This is a genomic window from Staphylococcus sp. GDB20D11A (genome assembly GCF_016893255.1).
Classification (GTDB): domain Bacteria; phylum Bacillota; class Bacilli; order Staphylococcales; family Staphylococcaceae; genus Staphylococcus; species Staphylococcus aureus.
This window is the reverse complement of record NZ_JAFEPJ010000002.1, coordinates 98,932-120,350: the sequence shown is the minus strand read 5'-3', so window position 1 is coordinate 120,350 and position 21,419 is coordinate 98,932. Positions and strand designations below refer to the sequence as shown.

The window sequence follows — 21,419 nt, the reverse complement described above, 5'->3', positions numbered from 1 at the left end:
AACTTGTATTCACTATACTGATTTAACGTAAGATATTCCAAATAAGTCTCATAAAGCTATTGCCTAAAATGATTATAGGTTATATGCTGATATGAGGCTTTTTATTTTAAAAATAATTTTTAAAATATAAAACGAATCGTCTAATTGGTAGTAAAAAAACATAGACATGAGTAAGGGTATATATCTACATATTATATTGTTGAGGATAAAACATAATAGCTTATAAAAATAACATTGATATGTTTAACTGAATGCATAAATTTTTTAATTAAGAGTAAAGATGAGTCAATGTTAAGTAATAAATACACAAGTGTTTTTAATTTAAAATGTGGTTTTATTATAACTTTGGGATAGACATATAATGTCGCCAGCAATATGAACATGCTTGAATTGAAGAGTTGTCTCAAGTAAAATAGACGGGTAGATGAAAACAAACTGAAGGAGTCAGTAATAATGAACTTTAAAGAAATCAAAGAATTAATTGAAATTCTGGATAAATCAACTTTAACGGAAATCAATATTGAAGATACTAAAGGCAAAGTGACGCTTAAGAAAGAAAAAGAAACTGAGATTATCACGCCACAAATCTCACAAATGCCAGTTGAAGCTGCGGCAATGCCTATGCCTCAAGTACAATCAACTGATAGCAATAAAACTGAAGCTCCAAAGCCAACTTCAGATAATCACAAAACAATTAATGCACCTATGGTAGGTACATTTTACAAATCGCCATCTCCAGACGAAGAAGCGTATGTGCAAGTTGGGGACACTGTTTCAAATGAAACAACAGTGTGTATTTTAGAGGCAATGAAACTATTTAATGAAATTCAAGCAGAAATTTCAGGTGAAATTGTTGAAATCTTAGTAGAAGACGGACAAATGGTAGAGTATGGCCAACCGTTATTTAAGGTGAAATAATGAAAAAGGTTTTAATTGCAAACCGCGGTGAAATCGCAGTTAGGATTATTCGCGCTTGTCGTGATTTAGGCATCCAAACTGTTGCAATCTATTCTGAAGGGGATAAAGATGCGCTACATACTCAAATTGCTGATGAAGCATATTGCGTAGGTCCCACTTTGTCTAAAGATTCATATTTAAATATTCCGAACATCTTATCTATTGCAACTTCTACAGGTTGTGATGGCGTTCATCCGGGTTATGGCTTTTTAGCTGAAAATGCTGACTTTGCAGAATTATGCGAAGCATGCCAATTGAAGTTCATTGGACCAAGTTATCAATCTATCCAAAAAATGGGTATCAAAGATGTTGCTAAGGCAGAAATGATCAAAGCTAATGTTCCAGTTGTTCCTGGTAGTGACGGTTTAATGAAAGACGTCTCAGAAGCTAAGAAAATCGCTAAAAAAATTGGTTATCCGGTCATCATTAAAGCTACTGCTGGTGGTGGCGGAAAAGGTATCCGTGTTGCTCGTAATGAAAAAGAACTTGAAACTGGCTTCCGAATGACAGAACAAGAAGCTCAAACTGCATTTGGTAATGGTGGACTTTATATGGAGAAATTCATCGAAAACTTCCGCCATATTGAAATCCAAATTGTTGGGGACAGCTATGGTAATGTAATTCATTTAGGAGAACGTGATTGTACAATTCAAAGACGTATGCAGAAATTAGTGGAAGAAGCACCTTCCCCAATTTTAGATGACGAAACACGTCGTGAAATGGGAAATGCCGCAGTTCGTGCAGCGAAAGCTGTAAATTATGAAAATGCGGGAACAATTGAGTTTATATATGATTTAAATGATAATAAATTTTATTTTATGGAAATGAATACACGTATTCAAGTAGAACATCCTGTAACTGAAATGGTAACAGGAATTGATTTAGTTAAATTACAATTACAAGTTGCTATGGGTGACGTGTTACCGTATAAACAAGAAGATATTAAATTAACAGGACACGCAATTGAATTTAGAATTAATGCTGAAAATCCTTACAAGAACTTTATGCCATCACCAGGTAAAATTGAGCAATATCTTGCACCAGGTGGATATGGTGTTCGAATAGAGTCAGCATGTTATACTAATTATACGATACCGCCATATTATGATTCGATGGTAGCGAAATTAATCATACATGAACCGACACGAGATGAAGCGATTATGGCTGGCATTCGTTCATTAAGTGAATTTGTGGTTCTTGGTATTGATACAACTATTCCATTCCATATTAAATTATTGAATAACGATATATTTAGAAGCGGTAAATTTAATACAAACTTTTTAGAGCAAAATAGCATTATGAATGATGAAGGTTAATAGGAGGTCAATCCATGGTCAAAGTAACTGATTATTCAAATTCAAAATTAGGTAAAGTAGAAATAGCGCCAGAAGTGCTATCTGTTATTGCAAGTATAGCTACTTCGGAAGTCGAAGGCATCACTGGCCATTTTGCTGAATTAAAAGAAACAAATTTAGAAAAAGTTAGTCGTAAAAATTTAAGCCGTGATTTAAAAATCGAGAGTAAAGAAGATGGCATATATATAGATGTATATTGTGCATTAAAACATGGTGTTAATATTTCAAAAACTGCAAACAAAATTCAAACGTCAATTTTTAATTCAATTTCTAATATGACAGCGATAGAACCTAAGCAAATTAATATTCACATTACACAAATCGTTATTGAAAAGTAATGTCATACCTAATTCAGTAATTAAATAAAGAAAAATACAAACGTTTGAAGGAGTTAAAAATGAGTCGTAAAGAATCCCGAGTGCAAGCTTTTCAAACTTTATTTCAATTAGAAATGAAGGACAGTGATTTAACGATAAATGAAGCGATAAGCTTTATTAAAGACGATAATCCAGATTTAGACTTCGAATTTATTCATTGGCTAGTTTCTGGCGTTAAAGATCACGAACCTGTATTAGACGAGACAATTAGTCCTTATTTAAAAGATTGGACTATTGCACGTTTATTAAAAACGGATCGTATTATTTTAAGAATGGCAACATATGAAATATTACACAGTGATACACCTGCTAAAGTCGTAATGAATGAAGCAGTTGAATTAACAAAACAATTCAGTGATGATGATCATTATAAATTTATAAATGGTGTATTGAGTAATATAAAAAAATAAAATTGAGTGATGTTATATGTCAGATTATTTAAGTGTTTCAGCTTTAACGAAATATATTAAATATAAATTTGATCAAGATCCACATCTCCAATCTGTATTGATTAAAGGTGAGCTTTCAAATTTCAAAAAGCATTCAAGTGGTCATTTATACTTTAATGTGAAAGATAAAGAAAGCGTTATAAGTGCCATGATGTTCAAAGGTAGTGCTTCTAAATTAAACTTCGAACCTAAAGAAGGAGATGAAGTCTTATTAGAAGCACGTGTTTCTGTTTTTGAACGTCGTGGAAACTATCAAATTTATGTAAATAAAATGCAATTAGATGGTATAGGGAACTTATATCAAAAATTAGAAGCATTAAAGAAAAAATTAACTGAAGAAGGTTGTTTTGATAAAGCGAATAAGAAATCAATACCTAAGTTTCCTAAAAAAATTGCAGTTTTAACAGCGAGTACAGGTGCCGCAATTCGAGATATCCATTCAACGATAAATAGTCGTTTTCCATTAGCTGAACAAATACAAATTAGTACTTTGGTTCAAGGTGAAAAAGCAAAAGACGACATTATTGAAAAAATTGAATATGCAGATAGTTTAGGTGTAGATACCATTATTGTAGGTCGAGGCGGTGGATCCATAGAAGATTTATGGAATTTCAACGAAGAAGCTGTCGTCCGTGCAATATATAATTGTAAGACACCGATTATATCAGCAGTAGGTCATGAAACTGACTTTACATTAAGTGATTTTGCTGCAGACATCAGAGCTGCGACTCCAACTCAAGCTGCTGTTATTGCAACACCAGACCAATATGAATTGCTGCAACAAATACAGCAATATCAGTTTACATTGACTCGTTTCATCAAGAAACATTTAGAACAACAACGTAAACATGTTGAACATTTGTCATCGTATTACAAGTTTAAACAACCAACTTTATTGTATGATCAACAGATACAACGTCGTGATGATTTAGAAAAGAGACTGAAACAACAAATTCAGGCAACTTTTGAACAACAGAGACATCGATTAATGCTGTTGCAACAACGCTATAATTTAAAAGCGTTACTAAGTAGTGTTAATCAAGAACAACAAAATAATCTTCAATTGACAAACCAACTTGTTAAATTATTGAATTCTAAGATATTAAGTTATAAAAATGATTTGAAAAATAAAGTAGAAAACTTAAACAATTTAAGTCCAACTAATACAATGTTGCGTGGATATGCAATTGTTAATAAAAAAGACGAAGTCATTACGAGTACTAAAGATTTAACAGAAAATGATCAATTGACGTTAACAATGAAAGATGGCTTAGTAGATGCAAAAGTTACGAAAGTAAGGTGTAATAATGACTAAAGAAACGCAAAGTTTTGAAGAAATGATGCAAGAATTAGAGCAAATTGTTCAAAAATTAGATAATGAAACAGTATCTTTAGAGGAATCATTAGATTTATACCAACGTGGTATGAAACTATCAGCAGCTTGTGACACAACTTTAAAAAATGCCGAAAAAAAGGTGAATGACTTAATAAAAGAAGAAGCTGAGGATGTAAAAAATGACGAATCTACCGATGAATAAATTAATAGATGAAGTCAATAATGAATTATCGGTTGCGATAAATAAATCAGTAATGGATACTCAGCTAGAAGAAAGTATGTTGTATTCATTAAATGCTGGAGGTAAACGCATCCGACCAGTTCTGTTATTACTCACTTTAGATTCACTAAATACCGAGTATGAGTTAGGTATGAAGAGCGCAATTGCACTAGAAATGATTCATACATATTCACTTATTCATGATGACCTACCAGCGATGGATAATGATGATTATCGACGAGGGAAATTAACAAATCATAAAGTATATGGTGAGTGGACTGCGATATTAGCAGGTGATGCTTTATTAACTAAAGCATTTGAACTTATTTCAAGTGATGATAGATTAACTGATGAAGTAAAAATAAAAGTTCTACAACGGCTGTCAATAGCAAGTGGTCATGTTGGAATGGTCGGCGGTCAAATGTTAGATATGCAAAGCGAAGGCCAACCAATTGATCTTGAAATTTTGGAAATGATACACAAAACAAAAACAGGAGCACTATTAACATTTGCGGTTATGAGTGCAGCAGATATCGCTAATGTCGATGATGCAACTAAAGAACATTTAGAAAGTTATAGTTATCATTTAGGTATGATGTTTCAGATTAAAGATGATTTATTAGACTGCTATGGTGATGAAGCGAAGTTAGGTAAAAAAGTGGGCAGCGATCTTGAAAATAATAAAAGTACATACGTGAGTTTATTAGGAAAAGATGGCGCAGAAGATAAATTGACTTATCATAGAGACGCAGCAGTGGATGAACTAATGCAAATTGATGAACAATTCAATACAAAACACTTATTAGAAATCGTTGATTTATTTTATAGCAGGGATCACTAAAAGCAAATATATCGATTAGCAACAATTGTTAAGTTTGAAATGTCTCAAAAGGCATATTCAACTGACGTTGTTTGTTAATCGATTTTTCTCATGTTGAAACTTAAAATTATGTTAAAGACTTTCATCTAAAAATAGAATTTTCAATTTCTATACGACAATATTCGCATCTGTGATATCAATGTGATTTTAATTAAATATGTTCAAACAATTGACGCTTATTAAATCTAATAATTAGCAAGTTTATTACACATATATTCATTTTTATACATATTTTAAGCAATTGTTATGCGTAATATGAAAAATATTTATAAATAGATAATCAAGATAGATAAACCATGTTTACCCTTTTTACGTAAAGGTGTTTAGTAGTCGTAAATCAGTGCATGTGTTAAAATAAATGTATAAATATTCGTAATCAGAGGTGTTTACTGTGCCCAAAAAATCGGTTAGGCATATAAAAATTAGAGAAATTATTTCAAATGAACAGATAGAGACACAAGATGAATTAGTTAAACGATTAAACGATTATGATTTAAATGTCACTCAAGCAACTGTTTCTCGTGATATTAAAGAACTACAACTTATTAAAGTACCTATACCTTCAGGTCAATATGTTTATAGTTTACCAAATGATAGAAAATTTCATCCTTTAGAAAAATTGGGACGTTATTTAATGGATTCCTTTGTTAATATAGATGGTACTGATAATTTACTTGTTCTAAAAACATTACCTGGTAATGCACAATCTATTGGAGCTATATTAGACCAAATCAATTGGGAAGAAGTACTAGGCACAATTTGTGGTGATGATACTTGTTTAATTATTTGTCGAAGCAAAGAGGCAAGTGATGAAATCAAGTCAAGAATTTTCAATTTGTTATAAGGATGCGATGAGTTTATGTTACAAACCTTATCAATCAAGCAATTTGCTATTATTGAAGAGTTAGAAATTCAATTTTCTGATGGTTTAACTGTTTTAAGTGGTGAAACGGGTTCAGGTAAGTCAATTATTATAGATGCAATTGGACAATTAATTGGAATGAGAGCTTCATCTGATTTTGTAAGACATGGTGAAAAAAAGGCTGTCATCGAAGGTATATTTGATATTGACGAGAGTAAAGATGCTATACATATATTGAAAAATATGGATATTGATGTAGATGAAGATTTTTTATTAGTTAAACGGGAAATTTTCAGCTCTGGTAAAAGTCTTTGTAAAATTAATAATCAAACAGTTACTTTACAAGATTTACGAAAAGTTATGCAAGAATTATTAGATATTCATGGCCAACATGAAACGCAATCTTTGTTGAAACAAAAATACCATTTAACATTATTGGATAATTACGCAGAATCACGTTATCAAGATTTGTTGGATAAATATCACCAAACTTTTCAAAATTATAAAGCCAAAAAGCAAGAGTTAGAAGATTTAGAATCAGCAGACCAAGCATTGCTGCAGCGTTTAGATTTAATGAAATTTCAATTAGAAGAATTGTCTGAAGCACATCTAAAAGAAGGCGAAATAGAGCAACTTGAAATAGATATTAAACGTATTCAAAACTCTGAAAAATTAAGTTTAGCGCTTAATAACGCACATATGACATTAACGGATGAAAATGCTATCACTGATCGTTTGTATGAACTAAGCAACCATTTGTTAACAATAAACGATATAGTTCCAAACAAATATGACAAATTAAAAGAAGATATTGATCAATTTTATTACATTTTAGAAGATGCAAAACATGAGTTATATGATGAAATGGCTAATACAGAATTCGACGAACAAGTGTTAAACGAGTATGAATCTCGTATGAATTTGCTGAATAATTTAAAACGCAAATATGGAAAAGATATTTCAGAATTAATCGCATATCAAGAAAAGCTTAATAATGAAATCAATAAAATTGAAAACTATGAACAAAGTACATCGCAGTTACGAGAAGAAATAAATGCATTGTATAATCAAGTTATAGAGGTTGGACAAGCGTTATCTAAGCAGCGTCGTATAGTTGCTAGGGAGTTAAGAGACCACATTGTATCGGAAATTCAAAACTTACAAATGAAAGATGCAAATCTTGAGATTTCATTTAAAAAATTAGAAGAACCGAATATTGATGGAATCGAATTTGTAGAATTTTTAATCAGTCCTAATAAAGGGGAACCATTAAAAAGTTTAAATAAAATTGCGTCAGGTGGAGAACTTTCTAGAATTATGTTAGCGTTAAAAAGTATTTTTGTTAAATCGAGAGGTCAAACTGCAATTTTATTCGATGAGGTTGACTCAGGTGTATCTGGACAAGCCGCACAAAAAATGGCAGAGAAAATGCGAGATATAGCAGAATATATACAAGTTATTTGTATATCTCACTTGCCACAAGTTGCATCGATGAGCGACCATCATTTATTAATTTCGAAATCATCAAAAGATGATCGTACAACAACACAAGTTCAAGAGTTAATTGGCGATGATAAAGTAGATGAAATTGCACGAATGATTTCAGGTGCAAGTGTTACTGATTTAACTCGTGAAAATGCAAGAGAAATGATACAACACAATCAAAGACGTAGATAATTTCCAAAGTGTGTTGAATACTCATTTGTGGATTTATTTATGTGCATTCAAACTAAATAGACAATCATGTAAAATAGGTAATTAATGGACATGAAAACTATGTATTAATAAATTTTCAATGGATATATATCATTAGTTAGGAGTAAGAACATGTCAGAGAAACAATATGATTTAGTCGTTCTCGGTGGAGGTACTGCAGGATATGTTGCTGCGATACGTGCGTCTCAATTAGGTAAGAAAGTAGCAATAGTAGAACGACAACTATTAGGAGGTACTTGTCTCCATAAAGGTTGTATTCCTACTAAATCGCTGCTTAAATCTGCTGAAGTATTTCAAACAGTAAAACAGGCAGCAATGTTTGGCGTTGATGTCAAAGATGCTAATGTTAATTTTGAAAATATGTTGGCACGAAAAGAAGACATTATTAATCAAATGTATCAAGGTGTAAAGCATTTAATGCAACACAATCACATTGACATTTATAACGGCACGGGACGTATTCTAGGTACATCTATATTTTCACCTCAAAGTGGCACAATTTCTGTCGAATATGAAGATGGTGAATCAGACTTATTACCCAACCAATTTGTATTAATTGCAACTGGTTCTTCGCCTGCAGAGTTGCCATTCTTATCATTTGATCATGATAAAATTTTATCTAGCGATGATATATTATCATTAAAGACGTTACCATCAAGTATTGGTATTATTGGTGGTGGTGTTATCGGAATGGAATTTGCATCATTGATGATAGATTTAGGTGTTGACGTAACAGTTATAGAAGCTGGTGAAAGAATTTTACCAACTGAAAGTAAACAAGCTTCACAACTATTAAAAAAATCATTGTCAGCACGTGGTGTTAAATTCTATGAGGGAATAAAACTTTCTGAAAATGATATAAGTGCTAACGAAGATGGTGTTACATTTGAAATTTCCTCAGACATAATTAAAGTAGATAAAGTGTTGCTATCGATTGGTAGAAAACCTAACACATCAGATATTGGTTTAAACAACACTAAAATAAAACTTTCAACATCAGGACATATTTTAACGAACGAATTTCAACAAACTGAAGATAAACATATTTATGCAGCTGGTGATTGTATTGGAAAATTACAATTGGCACATGTTGGATCAAAAGAAGGTGTTGTGGCTGTCGATCATATGTTTGAAGGGAACCCAATCCCAGTAAACTATAACATGATGCCTAAGTGTATTTATTCACAACCTGAAATTGCTTCTATCGGTTTAAACATTGAGCAAGCAAAGGCAGAGGGAATGAAAGTTAAAAGTTTTAAAGTACCATTTAAAGCAATTGGTAAAGCAGTGATTGATAGCCATGACGCAAACGAAGGGTATAGCGAAATGGTGATTGATCAATCAACTGAAGAAATTGTGGGTATTAATATGATTGGTCCACATGTAACAGAATTGATTAATGAGGCATCACTGTTACAGTTCATGAATGGCTCGGCATTAGAATTAGGACTAACAACACACGCACATCCTTCCATCTCTGAAGTGTTGATGGAATTAGGATTGAAAGCAGAAAGTAGAGCTATTCACGTATAAATAGGAGGATTTAACATGATTGATTATAAATCATTAGGCCTTAGCGAAGAAGACCTAAAAGTAATATATAAATGGATGGATTTAGGTAGAAAAATAGATGAAAGACTGTGGTTATTGAACCGTGCAGGTAAAATTCCATTTGTTGTAAGTGGTCAAGGACAAGAAGCAACTCAGATTGGGATGGCATACGCATTAGAAGAAGGTGATATTACTGCGCCTTATTATAGAGATCTAGCTTTCGTTACTTATATGGGTATCTCAGCGTATGATACGTTTTTATCAGCGTTTGGAAAGAAAGACGATGTTAACTCTGGTGGAAAACAAATGCCTTCACACTTTAGTAGTAGAGCTAAGAATATTTTGTCACAAAGTTCACCGGTAGCAACTCAAATACCCCATGCTGTTGGTGCTGCTTTAGCTTTAAAAATGGATGGTAAGAAGAAAATTGCAACAGCAACTGTTGGTGAAGGCAGCTCAAACCAAGGTGACTTCCATGAAGGTTTAAACTTCGCGGGTGTACACAAACTTCCTTTTGTATGTGTCATTATAAATAATAAATATGCAATTTCAGTACCTGATTCATTACAATACGCAGCTGAAAAATTATCGGATAGAGCACTTGGTTACGGTATACATGGTGAACAAGTAGATGGTAATGATCCATTAGCAATGTATAAAGCGATGAAAGAAGCAAGAGAACGAGCTATTTCTGGTCAAGGTTCAACTTTGATTGAAGCAGTAACTTCTCGTATGACAGCTCATTCATCGGATGACGACGACCAATATCGTACGAAAGAAGAGCGTGAAGCGCTTAAAAAAGCAGACTGCAACGAAAAGTTCAAAAAAGAGTTGCTTTCAGCTGGCATTATCGATGATGCTTGGTTGGCAGAAATAGAAGCAGAACATAAAGACATTATCAATAAAGCAACAAAGGCTGCTGAAGACGCGCCATATCCAAGTGTCGAAGAAGCCTATGCATTTGTGTACGAAGAAGGGAGTCTTAACTAATGGCTAAATTATCTTATTTAGAGGCGATTCGCCAGGCACAAGACTTAGCATTACAACAAAATAAAGATGTATTTATTCTTGGTGAAGATGTTGGAAAAAAAGGTGGCGTATTTGGTACTACTCAAGGACTGCAACAACAATATGGTGAGGACAGAGTTATCGATACACCATTAGCTGAGTCAAATATTGTCGGCACAGCCATTGGCGCAGCTATGGTTGGTAAAAGACCAATTGCTGAGATTCAGTTTGCAGATTTTATCTTACCTGCAACAAATCAAATTATTAGTGAAGCCGCGAAAATGCGTTATCGTTCAAATAATGAATGGCAATGCCCATTAACGATTCGTGCACCATTTGGTGGCGGTGTTCATGGTGGACTTTATCATTCACAAAGTATTGAAAGTATATTTGCTTCATCACCAGGTTTAACAATTGTTATACCTTCAACACCGTATGATGCTAAAGGTCTATTATTATCTTCAATTGAATCAAATGATCCTGTTTTATACTTTGAACATAAAAAGGCTTATAGATTCTTAAAGGAAGAAGTGCCAGAAGAATATTACACTGTACCTTTAGGAAAAGCAGATGTTAAACGTGAAGGTGAAGATTTAACAGTATTTTGTTATGGATTAATGGTCAATTATTGTTTACAAGCAGCGGATATTTTAGCAGCAGACGGTATCAATGTTGAAGTCGTAGATTTACGAACTGTTTATCCATTAGATAAAGAAACAATTATTGATCGTGCTAAACATACAGGTAAAGTTTTACTTGTAACTGAAGATAATTTAGAAGGTAGTATTATGTCTGAGGTGTCAGCGATTATTGCAGAGCATTGCTTGTTCGATTTAGATGCACCAATCATGCGTTTAGCTGCTCCAGATGTACCATCTATGCCATTTTCTCCTGTATTAGAAAATGAAATTATGATGAATCCAGAAAAAATCTTAAATAAAATGCGTGAATTAGCAGAATTCTAGGGAGGGAAAGTCATGGAAATAACAATGCCTAAGTTAGGTGAGAGTGTTCATGAAGGTACCATTGAACAATGGTTAGTTTCTGTTGGTGATCATATTGATGAATATGAACCATTATGTGAAGTTATTACAGATAAAGTGACGGCTGAAGTCCCTTCCACGATATCAGGAACAATTACAGAAATTTTAGTTGAAGCGGGGCAGACGGTAGCTATTGATACAATTATCTGTAAAATTGAAACTGCTGATGAAAAGACAAATGAAACAACTGAAGAGATACAAGCAAAAGTGGATGAGCATACTCAGAAATCTACTAAAAAAGCTAGTGCAACAGTGGAACAGACATCTACTGCTAAACAAAATCAACCACGAAATAATGGTCGCTTTTCACCTGTTGTATTTAAACTCGCTTCAGAGCATGACATTGATTTATCACAAGTTGTAGGTAGTGGATTTGAAGGTCGTGTAACTAAGAAGGATTTAATGTCAGTTATTGAAAATGGTGGTACCACAGCTCAATCTGACAAACAAGTTCAAACACAATCAACTTCAGTAGCTACATCAAGTAACCAATCATCTGAAGACAATAGTGAAAATAGCACAATACCAGTAAATGGTGTGCGTAAAGCAATTGCACAAAACATGGTTAATAGTGTAACGGAGATTCCACATGCATGGATGATGATTGAGGTTGATGCTACAAACCTTGTGAATACGAGAAACCATTATAAAAACAACTTTAAAAATAAAGAAGGATATAATTTAACTTTCTTTGCTTTCTTTGTAAAAGCTGTAGCAGATGCTTTAAAAGCATATCCATTATTAAATAGTAGCTGGCAAGGAAATGAAATTGTCTTACATAAAGACATTAATATTTCAATTGCTGTTGCTGATGAAAATAAATTATACGTACCTGTGATTAAGCATGCAGACGAAAAGTCAATCAAAGGTATAGCTAGAGAAATTAATACTTTAGCAACAAAAGCGCGTAATAAGCAATTGACAACTGAAGATATGCAAGGTGGAACATTTACAGTTAATAATACTGGTACATTTGGTTCAGTATCATCAATGGGGATTATAAATCATCCTCAAGCAGCGATTTTACAAGTAGAATCCATCGTTAAAAAGCCAGTAGTAATTGATGATATGATAGCAATTCGAAGTATGGTAAATTTATGTATTTCAATAGATCATCGCATTTTAGATGGTTTACAAACAGGTAAATTTATGAATCATATTAAACAGCGTATCGAACAGTATACTTTAGAAAATACAAATATATATTAGTGATAACATAGATGCATCTATCGACAACTTGTTTTATCTTGTTCTTGTCGATGGATGTATTTTTTTGGACAATAAAATATTTGCAATATATTCAAAAAAAGATAAAGAAAAATAATCAACATGGTTGAATGCATTTTTGCAGTAAAGTCAAAATAAGACATCATACTTTAAACATATTAATGAAAACAGGTGAATAAATTAGTTTCAATGATTTTAAGCACAATAATGTTTGGTATATTGTTAAAATTGTGTCTAAATATAGGTGTGATTCAGATTAGTTTATTGAACAATATGTTATTAATTAGTAGAATGAGGATAGTTTAAATATAAAGGGATAGGTGATTGAACTTATGGACATGAATTTCGATTTATACATGAACGGTGTTGTAGAACAAGCAAGGAATGAAATTGAATCTGCGGGATATGAGCAATTAACTACTGCAGAAGATGTTGACAAAGTCCTTAAACAAGATGGTACAACACTAGTTATGATCAATTCTGTATGTGGTTGTGCAGGTGGTATCGCAAGACCAGCAGCATCACATGCTTTACATTATGACGTATTACCTGATCGTCTAGTGACAGTATTTGCTGGACAAGATAAAGAAGCGACACAAAGAGCGCGTGAATACTTCGAAGGTTATGCGCCTTCAAGTCCGTCATTTGCATTAGTAAAAGATGGAAAGATTACAGAAATGATTGAAAGACATCAAATCGAAGGTCATGATGTGATGAACGTAATTAATCAATTACAAACATTATTCAATAAATATTGTGAAGAAAGATAAGAGGCGCTAACCCATGTTAAAGTTAAATCCTTACAAGATTGGATTTAGAACAATAAAAACAGCAGTGGGTATGACTTTAGGTGTAATTATTAGTAAGCTGTTAGGTTTAGATAATTATGCTTCAAGCGCCATATTAGTCGTATTATGTATTAAACATACAAAAGTACATTCGCTACAAGCGATTATTTCAAGATTAGTATCATGTTTTTTAGTATTGTTTTTAGGTTCAGCAATATTTAGTTTATTAGGTCAGAGTCCAATTGTACTCGGTATTATCGTATTGTTATTTATACCATTAACTGTCGTATTAAAAGTACAAGAAGGTGTCATTACGAGTTGCGTTATATTACTTCATGTTTTTAATGCAAAATCAATTGATACACATTTAATTGTTAATGAAACATTATTACTGTTAATTGGACTAAGCATTGCATTTACAATGAATTTAATGATGCCAAGTTTAGACAAACAGCTAGACGAATACAAATGTAAAATTGAGCAACAAATTGCTGATATTTTTAGTAAATATAGTTATATTTGTGAAAAATATGAAGATACCATTGCGATTGAATTTGAAGCGTTACTTTTAAATATTAAAAAGGCGAAGTCTATCGCGTTCCGAGATGTTAAAAATCATTTTGTTAGAAACGAAAATTCATACTATCATTATTTTGATATGCGAGAAGAGCAAGTGGAATTGTTAATGAGAATGAAACCGCTCATCGAAAGTATCTGTCATAAAGATCCACTTTTAAATGATGTTGCGTCACTGCTGAAAGAAATTGGTCTAAATGTGAATAGTAATGACTATACAGCAATGCGTTTACACAATTTGTATGAGACGCGTTTGAAATTGGATGAACTGCCATTGCCAACAACACACAAAGCGCTTAACTCGAGAGCAAGTATTATTCAAATATTAAATGAATTAGAAGAATATTTACAAATCAAATCGCAATTTGGTTCATTGAAAATGCATAGTGAAGTAGCTTAAAAAATAATCCATCCGTATGACCCATGTTTGAAAGTAATCGTTGCAATACGATAACTTATTAATACATGCGTTTATAACGGATGGATTTTTAATTGTATGATTTTGTATAGGTAGTTGAGATATAGTTTATAAAATTGGAATGATACTCGTTAATAACAATGCTAATACAACTGATACAAGCATAACGATAATGATAATTCTTAAAACTTTATTTTGCATTTTGTGTGCCTCCAAATGAATAACCTTTGTATTAATAATTACGACATAAGATATAAAACTTTTAACTTGAGACGATATAACTAGCAATCATCATAAAGGAATATTATAAAAAACATGAGTAAGTTTGCTTATGTCATTTTCCTCATTATACGATATCTTCGAAAAATCAATCAATATATTTTTGACAAAGCTTAGTTTGAGTTACAATAAATATATATATTAAATTGAAAATAATATGACACAATTTACAAGCCTGATAAATCTGTGTAACGTCAATTACTGTAACATTTTATTTCATCAATTTTTACCGTTTGGCGTACTTGAAAATTTTGATAAAAGGGGTTCCATTATGATTAATGAGCAAAGATTACTTAATACGTTTTTAGAACTTGTACAAATCGATTCTGAGACAGGGAATGAATCAACAATCCAACCTATTTTAAAAGAAAAATTCATAGCATTAGGGTTAGATGTTAAAGAAGATCAAGCGGCTAAACATCCTAAATTAGGTGCCAATAATCTAGTGTGTACAATGAATAGTGCTATCAAAGAAGGCGAAGTACCTAAATTATATTTGACGAGCCATATGGATACTGTTGTACCTGCAATTAGTGTAAAGCCAATTGTAAAAGATGACGGCTACATATACTCTGATGGTACGACTATTCTAGGTGCAGATGATAAAGCAGGATTAGCAGCTATGCTTGAAGTTTTGCAAGTGATAAAGGAACAACAAATCCCACATGGACAAATTCAATTTGTGATTACTGTTGGAGAAGAATCAGGTTTAATTGGTGCTAAAGAATTAAATTCAGAGTTGTTGGACGCGGACTTTGGCTATGCTATTGATGCAAGTGCTGATGTCGGTACTACGGTTGTAGGTGCACCGACGCAAATGTTAATTTCAGCTAAAATTATTGGCAAAACGGCTCATGCAAGTACGCCAAAAGAGGGTGTTAGTGCTATTAATATTGCGGCGAAAGCAATTAGTCGAATGAAATTAGGACAAGTTGATGAAATCACTACTTCCAATATTGGTAAGTTTCATGGCGGTTCAGCTACGAATATTGTTGCAGATGAAGTCATTTTAGAAGCAGAGGCACGTTCTCACGATCCAGAAAGAATAAAAACACAAGTCAAACATATGACTGATGTGTTTGAAACAACTGCATCAGAATTAGGTGGGAAAGCAGTAGTTACAGTGGAGCAAAGTTATCCAGGATTTAAAATTAATGATAATGAAACGGTTGTTAAAATTGCACAAGAAAGTGCTCGTAATTTAGGATTATCTGCAAATACAATTATTTCTGGTGGCGGTTCAGACGGCAGTATTATTAATACATTTGGTATTCCTTCTGTCATTTTAGGAGTGGGTTATGAAAAAATCCATACAACAAATGAGAGAATGCCGATTAAATCATTGAACTTGCTTGCAAGTCAAGTGTTAGAAATAATCAAAATAGTTGCGCGACAATCGAAATGATTTAGTGTAGTGTATGTCTATTTTGTGATACAATACTAATGAAAAATCAACAAGTGAGGTAAGTAATATGACACAACAAATTGGAGTTATTGGTTTAGCCGTTATGGGTAAAAACCTAGCTTGGAATATTGAATCACGCGGATATAGTGTATCTGTATTTAACCGCTCAAGTGAAAAAACTGATTTAATGGTTGAAGAATCAAAAGGGAAAAATATTCATCCAACGTATTCATTGGAAGAATTTGTTAATTCTTTAGAAAAACCACGTAAAATTTTATTAATGGTTCAAGCAGGTAAAGCTACGGACGCAACGATTGATAGTTTGTTACCTTTATTAGATGATGGAGATATTTTAATTGATGGTGGTAATACAAACTATCAAGATACTATCAGACGTAATAAAGCATTAGCACAAAGTGCAATCAACTTTATTGGTATGGGCGTTTCTGGTGGTGAAATTGGAGCGTTAACTGGTCCGTCATTAATGCCGGGTGGACAAGAAGAAGCTTATAACAAAGTTGCAGATATTCTTGATGCAATTGCTGCAAAGGCAAAAGACGGTGCTTCATGTGTTACTTATATTGGACCTAATGGTGCTGGACACTATGTGAAAATGGTTCACAATGGTATCGAATATGCTGACATGCAATTAATTGCAGAAAGTTATGCTATGATGAAAGAATTATTAGGCATGTCTCATGAAGACATTGCTCAAACGTTCAAAGACTGGAATGCTGGTGAATTAGAAAGTTATTTAATTGAAATCACTGGTGATATTTTCATGAAATTAGATGAAAATAAAGAAGCATTAGTTGAAAAAATTCTTGATACTGCAGGTCAAAAAGGTACAGGAAAATGGACTTCAATTAATGCATTAGAATTAGGTATTCCATTAACAATCATTACTGAATCTGTATTTGCACGTTTTATCTCTTCAATCAAAGAAGAGCGCGTAAATGCTTCTAAAGAATTAAATGGTCCAAAAGCATCATTTGATGGTGACAAGAAAGACTTTTTAGAAAAAATTCGTAAAGCATTATATATGAGTAAAATTTGTTCTTATGCACAAGGTTTCGCGCAAATGCGTAAAGCAAGTGAAGATAATGAATGGAACTTAAAACTTGGTGATTTAGCTATGATTTGGAGAGAAGGTTGCATTATCCGTGCACAATTCTTACAAAAAATCAAAGATGCTTACGATAATAATCCAGGATTACAAAACTTATTGCTAGATCCTTACTTTAAAAACATCGTTACTGAATATCAAGATGCGTTACGTGATGTTGTCGCAACTGGTGTTCAAAATGGTGTACCAACACCTGGTTTCTCATCAAGTATTAATTACTATGATAGTTACCGTGCAGCTGATTTACCTGCAAACTTAATTCAAGCACAACGTGACTACTTCGGTGCTCACACGTACGAAAGAAAAGATAAAGAAGGCGTATTCCATACACAATGGATTGAAGAATAATATTGACTAAAGGATAGTTGAAAGATACTATCCTTTTTTTTATCTTTTGATAAATATAAAAGAGAGTGTGATAGAGTAGCTACAACCTATAGAAAATTACACAAGTATTATCTTTGACCTTAAAATCATCCCGCCATATTTTTAAGCATTTTGTGAAGTAATAAAATATTTACTGTGTTATGATAGCATGTACTATAGAGAAATAGAGGTACTATTTTATGGAAAAGTTAAATCAAGTTATGTTATATGTTGATGATGTTGAAAAAGCGAAAGCATTTTGGACAGAAACTTTAGAATTTGTTGTTGTAAGTGAAACACCGTTAGCTGAGGACTATGTTGCAGTTGAAGTATCACCTACGAAAGATGCTGAAACGTCATTGACGATTATGGCAAAAGAATTTATTGAAAAGTATAGCCCGGAGGTGAACCTAGGAACACCATCTTTAATGTTTAAAGAGAAAAACTTTGATGCATTATACTCAAAATTAAATGATTTAGGTTTAACTGGGCATGATATAGTAGAAATGAATGGTCAACGTGTATTTAATTTCCAAGATGGCCAAGGCAACTATTTTGCAGTTAGTGACTAAACAATCGATTTTAATATTTATACAAACCTTTATATTGATTTTCGGATTGAATTTCAGTATGAAGGTTTTATTTTTATCGTTTTATGCAATCGTTTGCACAAATCTTTTGACTTTTTTAGAAAGTGTGACTAAACTGATATTATACAGGAGGTTGGAAGCGTTTTCCAACGCAGAGATTAACAGGAGGTGATTAAATGGTTACGATTAAAGATGTTGCACTAAAAGCCGGTGTTTCTCCTTCGACAGTTTCAAGAGTTATAAAAGGAAATCAACGTATTAGTGAAGCGACAATTTCAAAAGTGAAGAAAGTTATGGAAGAATTGAATTATTTTCCTAATACCGCTGCTAGAACTTTAATTACTAACCAAACCTATAAAATTGGTTTAGTGTTAAAAGGGTCTGAGGAGCCTATTCGACTGAATCCATTCTACATCAATGTATTGCTAGGGATTTCTGAAACGTGCAACCAGCATGGCTATGGTACACAAACGACAGTCTCAAATAATATGAATGATTTAATGGATGAAGTTTATAAAATGATTAAACAACGAATGGTTGATGCGTTTATACTGCTCTATTCAAAAGAAAATGATCCGATTAAACAAATGTTAATTGATGAAAACATGCCATTTATTGTGATTGGTAAGCCTACATCGGATATAGATCATCAATTTACACACATAGATAATGATAATATATTAGCTTCTAAAAATTTGACACGACATGTTATTGAACAAGGTGTAGATGAATTAATATTTATTACAGAAAAAGGCGATTTTGAAGTTTCGAAAGACAGGATTCAAGGATTTGAAACGATAGCTTCTCAAAATAAAATTAATTATCAAATTATTGAGACTAGTAATGAAAGAGAAGTTATTTTTAATTACATGCAAAATTTACAAACGCGTTTGAAGGACCCAAACATTAAACAGGCAATCATTTCGTTAGATGCTATGTTACATTTAGCGATTTTAAGTGTCCTATATGAACTTAATATTGAAATTCCGAAAGATGTAATGACAGCAACGTTCAATGATTCTTATTTAACCGAAATTGCGTCACCACCTCAAACCAGTATTGACATCAAGCCTCGAATGTTAGGTCAACAAGCCGGGTCTGCTATTTTAAATATATTAAAAAACAAAGCACAGGATGTTATTGAACTCGTCATTATAGATACAGAATTAAAAATAAGAAAATCAACACAGCGATAGCAAAGGAGTTTTAAAATGAATAAGCAATGGTGGAAAGAAGCAGTAGCATATCAAGTATATCCAAGAAGTTTTAATGATAGTAATCACGATGGTATTGGGGATTTACCTGGAATGATTGATAAATTGGACTACTTAAAAGATTTAGGTATCGATGTCATTTGGCTCAGTCCAATGTTTAAATCACCTAATGATGATAATGGTTATGATATTAGTGACTACCAAGAGATTATGGATGAATTTGGAACGATGGAAGACTTTGATCGTTTATTAAAAGGTGTTCATGATAGAGGCATGAAGCTTATTTTAGATTTAGTTGTGAATCATACATCTGATGAACATCCTTGGTTTATAGAATCCAAATCTAGTAAAGACAATCCCAAACGTGATTGGTACATTTGGCAAGATCCAAAGCCAGATGGCTCTGAACCTAACAACTGGGAAAGTATATTTAATGGATCTACATGGGAATATGATGCTAATACTGAGCAATATTATTTCCATCTATTCAGTAAAAAACAACCTGATTTGAATTGGGGTAATCCGGAAGTTAGAGATGCTGTATTCGAAATGATGAACTGGTGGTTTGATAAAGGCATTGATGGATTTAGAGTAGATGCAATTACGCATATTAAGAAGACGTTTGAAGCGGGTGACTTACCTGTACCTGAGGGTAAAACATATGCCCCAGCATTTGATGTAGATATGAATCAGCCAGGTATACAAACTTGGTTACAAGAGATGAAAGATCGCTCATTAAGTAAGTATGACATTATGACTGTTGGTGAAGCGAATGGTGTAAGCCCTGATGATGCTGATGACTGGGTCGGGGAAGAAAATGGTAAATTTAATATGATATTCCAATTTGAACATTTGGGACTGTGGAATAGTGGTGATTCTCATTTTGATGTAAATTCGTATAAATCTGTATTAAATAGATGGCAAAAACAACTTGAAAATAAAGGTTGGAATGCGTTGTTTATTGAAAATCATGACCAACCACGACGTGTATCGACGTGGGGTGACGATGACAAGTATTGGTATGAATCAGCAACAAGTCATGCAGCTGTTTATTTCTTGCAACAAGGTACGCCATTCATTTATCAAGGTCAAGAAATTGGTATGACGAATTATCCATTTGAAAGTATTGAAACATTTAACGATGTTGCTGTTAAAAATGACTATCAAATTGTGAAAGCTCAAGGTGGAGATGTAGACGCTTTACTTGCGAAATATAAAGATGAGAACCGAGATAATTCTCGCACACCAATGCAATGGGATGATACGTTAAATGGAGGATTTACAAATGGTGAACCGTGGTTCCCAGTGAATCCGAATTATAAAACTATCAATGTTGCACTACAATTAGAAGATGAGCATTCAGTATTACAATTTTATAAAGATTTAATTCAATTAAGAAAATCTAATGATGTATACGTATATGGTCAATTTGATTTAGTAGATGCTGAAAATTCACAAGTTTTTGCATACATGAGAACATTAAATGAAAAGCAAGTTCTTATAGTAGGTAATCTTACTAACCACGAAGCAGAATTAACTGTACCATTTGATGTAAGTCATGGAGAAGTGAAGCTATTTAATTATGATGCCAAAGTTAATTTAAAACAGTTGCGTCCATATGAAGCATGTGTTATCGAATTAAATTAACATATTAATATGCCCCCTAATAGTATCTA

General features: G+C 32.8%; 21 protein-coding genes and 1 pseudogene. 21 read left to right on the top strand and 1 reads right to left on the bottom strand.

Features of this window, described 5'->3' with window-relative positions; genetic code table 11:
- Positions 1-453 precede the first annotated feature (453 nt).
- The 15 genes from accB (at position 454) to JV528_RS01425 (ending at position 14,745) form a co-directional block, all read left to right on the top strand.
- On the top strand, positions 454-918 hold the full coding sequence (accB, locus tag JV528_RS01495; RefSeq protein WP_001009520.1) for an acetyl-CoA carboxylase biotin carboxyl carrier protein: 465 nt from the start codon (positions 454-456) through the stop codon (positions 916-918).
- Positions 918-2,273 carry an acetyl-CoA carboxylase biotin carboxylase subunit gene (accC, locus tag JV528_RS01490; protein WP_000756619.1) on the top strand — a complete coding sequence of 452 codons (1,356 nt, stop codon included), beginning with the start codon at positions 918-920 and terminating at the stop codon, positions 2,271-2,273. The genes accB and accC overlap by 1 nt, the downstream gene beginning before the upstream one ends.
- Positions 2,274-2,287: 14 nt before the next feature.
- On the top strand, positions 2,288-2,650 hold the full coding sequence (locus tag JV528_RS01485; protein WP_000241588.1) for an Asp23/Gls24 family envelope stress response protein: 363 nt from the start codon (positions 2,288-2,290) through the stop codon (positions 2,648-2,650).
- 59 nt (positions 2,651-2,709) lie between these two features.
- Positions 2,710-3,099, top strand: a complete 390-nt coding sequence (gene nusB / locus JV528_RS01480) for a transcription antitermination factor NusB (protein ID WP_000087385.1) — start codon at positions 2,710-2,712, stop codon at positions 3,097-3,099.
- Positions 3,100-3,115: 16 nt separating this feature from the next.
- On the top strand, positions 3,116-4,453 hold the full coding sequence (gene xseA, locus JV528_RS01475; RefSeq protein WP_001286928.1) for an exodeoxyribonuclease VII large subunit: 1,338 nt from the start codon (positions 3,116-3,118) through the stop codon (positions 4,451-4,453).
- Entirely contained in the window at positions 4,446-4,676 is a 231-nt protein-coding gene (locus JV528_RS01470; RefSeq protein WP_000159865.1) for an exodeoxyribonuclease VII small subunit, read from the top strand. The genes xseA and JV528_RS01470 overlap by 8 nt, the downstream gene beginning before the upstream one ends.
- Positions 4,654-5,535 (top strand): polyprenyl synthetase family protein, encoded by an 882-nt coding sequence (locus JV528_RS01465; RefSeq protein ID WP_000183372.1) that lies wholly within the window; start codon positions 4,654-4,656, stop codon positions 5,533-5,535. The genes JV528_RS01470 and JV528_RS01465 overlap by 23 nt, the downstream gene beginning before the upstream one ends.
- 430 nt (positions 5,536-5,965) lie before the next feature.
- Complete coding sequence (gene ahrC, locus JV528_RS01460) at positions 5,966-6,418, top strand: transcriptional regulator AhrC/ArgR (protein ID WP_001124985.1); 453 nt, start codon at positions 5,966-5,968, stop codon at positions 6,416-6,418.
- Positions 6,419-6,433: 15 nt separating this feature from the next.
- Positions 6,434-8,113, top strand: coding sequence for a DNA repair protein RecN (recN, locus tag JV528_RS01455; RefSeq protein WP_000942210.1), 1,680 nt, complete (start codon positions 6,434-6,436; stop codon positions 8,111-8,113).
- A gap of 150 nt (positions 8,114-8,263) precedes the next feature.
- Positions 8,264-9,685, top strand: a complete 1,422-nt coding sequence (gene lpdA / locus JV528_RS01450) for a dihydrolipoyl dehydrogenase (protein ID WP_001291537.1) — start codon at positions 8,264-8,266, stop codon at positions 9,683-9,685.
- A 15-nt stretch (positions 9,686-9,700) separates the two neighbouring features.
- Positions 9,701-10,693: a thiamine pyrophosphate-dependent dehydrogenase E1 component subunit alpha gene (locus JV528_RS01445; protein WP_000568355.1), complete on the top strand. Its 993-nt coding sequence runs from the start codon at positions 9,701-9,703 to the stop codon at positions 10,691-10,693.
- Positions 10,693-11,676 carry an alpha-ketoacid dehydrogenase subunit beta gene (locus JV528_RS01440; protein WP_065315726.1) on the top strand — a complete coding sequence of 328 codons (984 nt, stop codon included), beginning with the start codon at positions 10,693-10,695 and terminating at the stop codon, positions 11,674-11,676. Before JV528_RS01445 ends, JV528_RS01440 begins: the two co-directional genes overlap by 1 nt.
- A 12-nt stretch (positions 11,677-11,688) precedes the next feature.
- Positions 11,689-12,963, top strand: coding sequence for a dihydrolipoamide acetyltransferase family protein (locus JV528_RS01435; RefSeq protein ID WP_000406850.1), 1,275 nt, complete (start codon positions 11,689-11,691; stop codon positions 12,961-12,963).
- Between the two features lie 350 nt (positions 12,964-13,313).
- Positions 13,314-13,751, top strand: coding sequence for a bacilliredoxin BrxB (gene brxB / locus JV528_RS01430; protein WP_000367419.1), 438 nt, complete (start codon positions 13,314-13,316; stop codon positions 13,749-13,751).
- A 13-nt stretch (positions 13,752-13,764) separates the two neighbouring features.
- On the top strand, positions 13,765-14,745 hold the full coding sequence (locus JV528_RS01425) for an aromatic acid exporter family protein (protein WP_000916199.1): 981 nt from the start codon (positions 13,765-13,767) through the stop codon (positions 14,743-14,745).
- Positions 14,746-14,871: 126 nt separating this feature from the next.
- Here JV528_RS01425 and prli42 read toward each other — a convergent pair whose 3' ends face one another.
- Positions 14,872-15,051 (bottom strand): stressosome-associated protein Prli42, encoded by a 180-nt coding sequence (prli42, locus tag JV528_RS01420; protein ID WP_001789875.1) that lies wholly within the window; start codon positions 15,049-15,051, stop codon positions 14,872-14,874.
- Between the two features lie 262 nt (positions 15,052-15,313).
- Here prli42 and JV528_RS01415 point away from each other — a divergent pair, with 262 nt between their 5' ends.
- The 6 genes and pseudogenes from JV528_RS01415 (at position 15,314) to JV528_RS01390 (ending at position 21,390) form a co-directional block, all read left to right on the top strand.
- Positions 15,314-16,447, top strand: a complete 1,134-nt coding sequence (locus tag JV528_RS01415; protein ID WP_000606697.1) for a tripeptidase T — start codon at positions 15,314-15,316, stop codon at positions 16,445-16,447.
- 67 nt (positions 16,448-16,514) lie between these two features.
- Positions 16,515-17,921: an NADP-dependent phosphogluconate dehydrogenase gene (gene gndA / locus JV528_RS01410; RefSeq protein ID WP_000193707.1), complete on the top strand. Its 1,407-nt coding sequence runs from the start codon at positions 16,515-16,517 to the stop codon at positions 17,919-17,921.
- A gap of 218 nt (positions 17,922-18,139) precedes the next feature.
- Positions 18,140-18,511, top strand: coding sequence for a VOC family protein (locus tag JV528_RS01405; protein WP_000413439.1), 372 nt, complete (start codon positions 18,140-18,142; stop codon positions 18,509-18,511).
- Positions 18,450-18,705 (top strand): annotated as a pseudogene (locus JV528_RS01400) (hypothetical protein). Before JV528_RS01405 ends, JV528_RS01400 begins: the two are co-directional and overlap by 62 nt.
- Positions 18,706-19,725, top strand: coding sequence for a LacI family DNA-binding transcriptional regulator (locus JV528_RS01395; RefSeq protein WP_204177148.1), 1,020 nt, complete (start codon positions 18,706-18,708; stop codon positions 19,723-19,725).
- A gap of 15 nt (positions 19,726-19,740) precedes the next feature.
- Positions 19,741-21,390 (top strand): glycoside hydrolase family 13 protein, encoded by a 1,650-nt coding sequence (locus tag JV528_RS01390; protein ID WP_001041924.1) that lies wholly within the window; start codon positions 19,741-19,743, stop codon positions 21,388-21,390.
- The last annotated feature ends 29 nt before the right edge of the window (positions 21,391-21,419 follow it).

Coding starts and splice junctions, on each gene's coding strand:
- accB (WP_001009520.1), top strand. CDS start 454: ATGAACTTTAAAGAAATCAAAGAATTAATTGAAATTCTGGATAAATCA.
- accC (WP_000756619.1), top strand. CDS start 918: ATGAAAAAGGTTTTAATTGCAAACCGCGGTGAAATCGCAGTTAGGATT.
- JV528_RS01485 (WP_000241588.1), top strand. CDS start 2,288: ATGGTCAAAGTAACTGATTATTCAAATTCAAAATTAGGTAAAGTAGAA.
- nusB (WP_000087385.1), top strand. CDS start 2,710: ATGAGTCGTAAAGAATCCCGAGTGCAAGCTTTTCAAACTTTATTTCAA.
- xseA (WP_001286928.1), top strand. CDS start 3,116: ATGTCAGATTATTTAAGTGTTTCAGCTTTAACGAAATATATTAAATAT.
- JV528_RS01470 (WP_000159865.1), top strand. CDS start 4,446: ATGACTAAAGAAACGCAAAGTTTTGAAGAAATGATGCAAGAATTAGAG.
- JV528_RS01465 (WP_000183372.1), top strand. CDS start 4,654: ATGACGAATCTACCGATGAATAAATTAATAGATGAAGTCAATAATGAA.
- recN (WP_000942210.1), top strand. CDS start 6,434: ATGTTACAAACCTTATCAATCAAGCAATTTGCTATTATTGAAGAGTTA.
- lpdA (WP_001291537.1), top strand. CDS start 8,264: ATGTCAGAGAAACAATATGATTTAGTCGTTCTCGGTGGAGGTACTGCA.
- JV528_RS01445 (WP_000568355.1), top strand. CDS start 9,701: ATGATTGATTATAAATCATTAGGCCTTAGCGAAGAAGACCTAAAAGTA.
- JV528_RS01440 (WP_065315726.1), top strand. CDS start 10,693: ATGGCTAAATTATCTTATTTAGAGGCGATTCGCCAGGCACAAGACTTA.
- JV528_RS01435 (WP_000406850.1), top strand. CDS start 11,689: ATGGAAATAACAATGCCTAAGTTAGGTGAGAGTGTTCATGAAGGTACC.
- brxB (WP_000367419.1), top strand. CDS start 13,314: ATGGACATGAATTTCGATTTATACATGAACGGTGTTGTAGAACAAGCA.
- JV528_RS01425 (WP_000916199.1), top strand. CDS start 13,765: ATGTTAAAGTTAAATCCTTACAAGATTGGATTTAGAACAATAAAAACA.
- JV528_RS01415 (WP_000606697.1), top strand. CDS start 15,314: ATGATTAATGAGCAAAGATTACTTAATACGTTTTTAGAACTTGTACAA.
- gndA (WP_000193707.1), top strand. CDS start 16,515: ATGACACAACAAATTGGAGTTATTGGTTTAGCCGTTATGGGTAAAAAC.
- JV528_RS01405 (WP_000413439.1), top strand. CDS start 18,140: ATGGAAAAGTTAAATCAAGTTATGTTATATGTTGATGATGTTGAAAAA.
- JV528_RS01395 (WP_204177148.1), top strand. CDS start 18,706: ATGGTTACGATTAAAGATGTTGCACTAAAAGCCGGTGTTTCTCCTTCG.
- JV528_RS01390 (WP_001041924.1), top strand. CDS start 19,741: ATGAATAAGCAATGGTGGAAAGAAGCAGTAGCATATCAAGTATATCCA.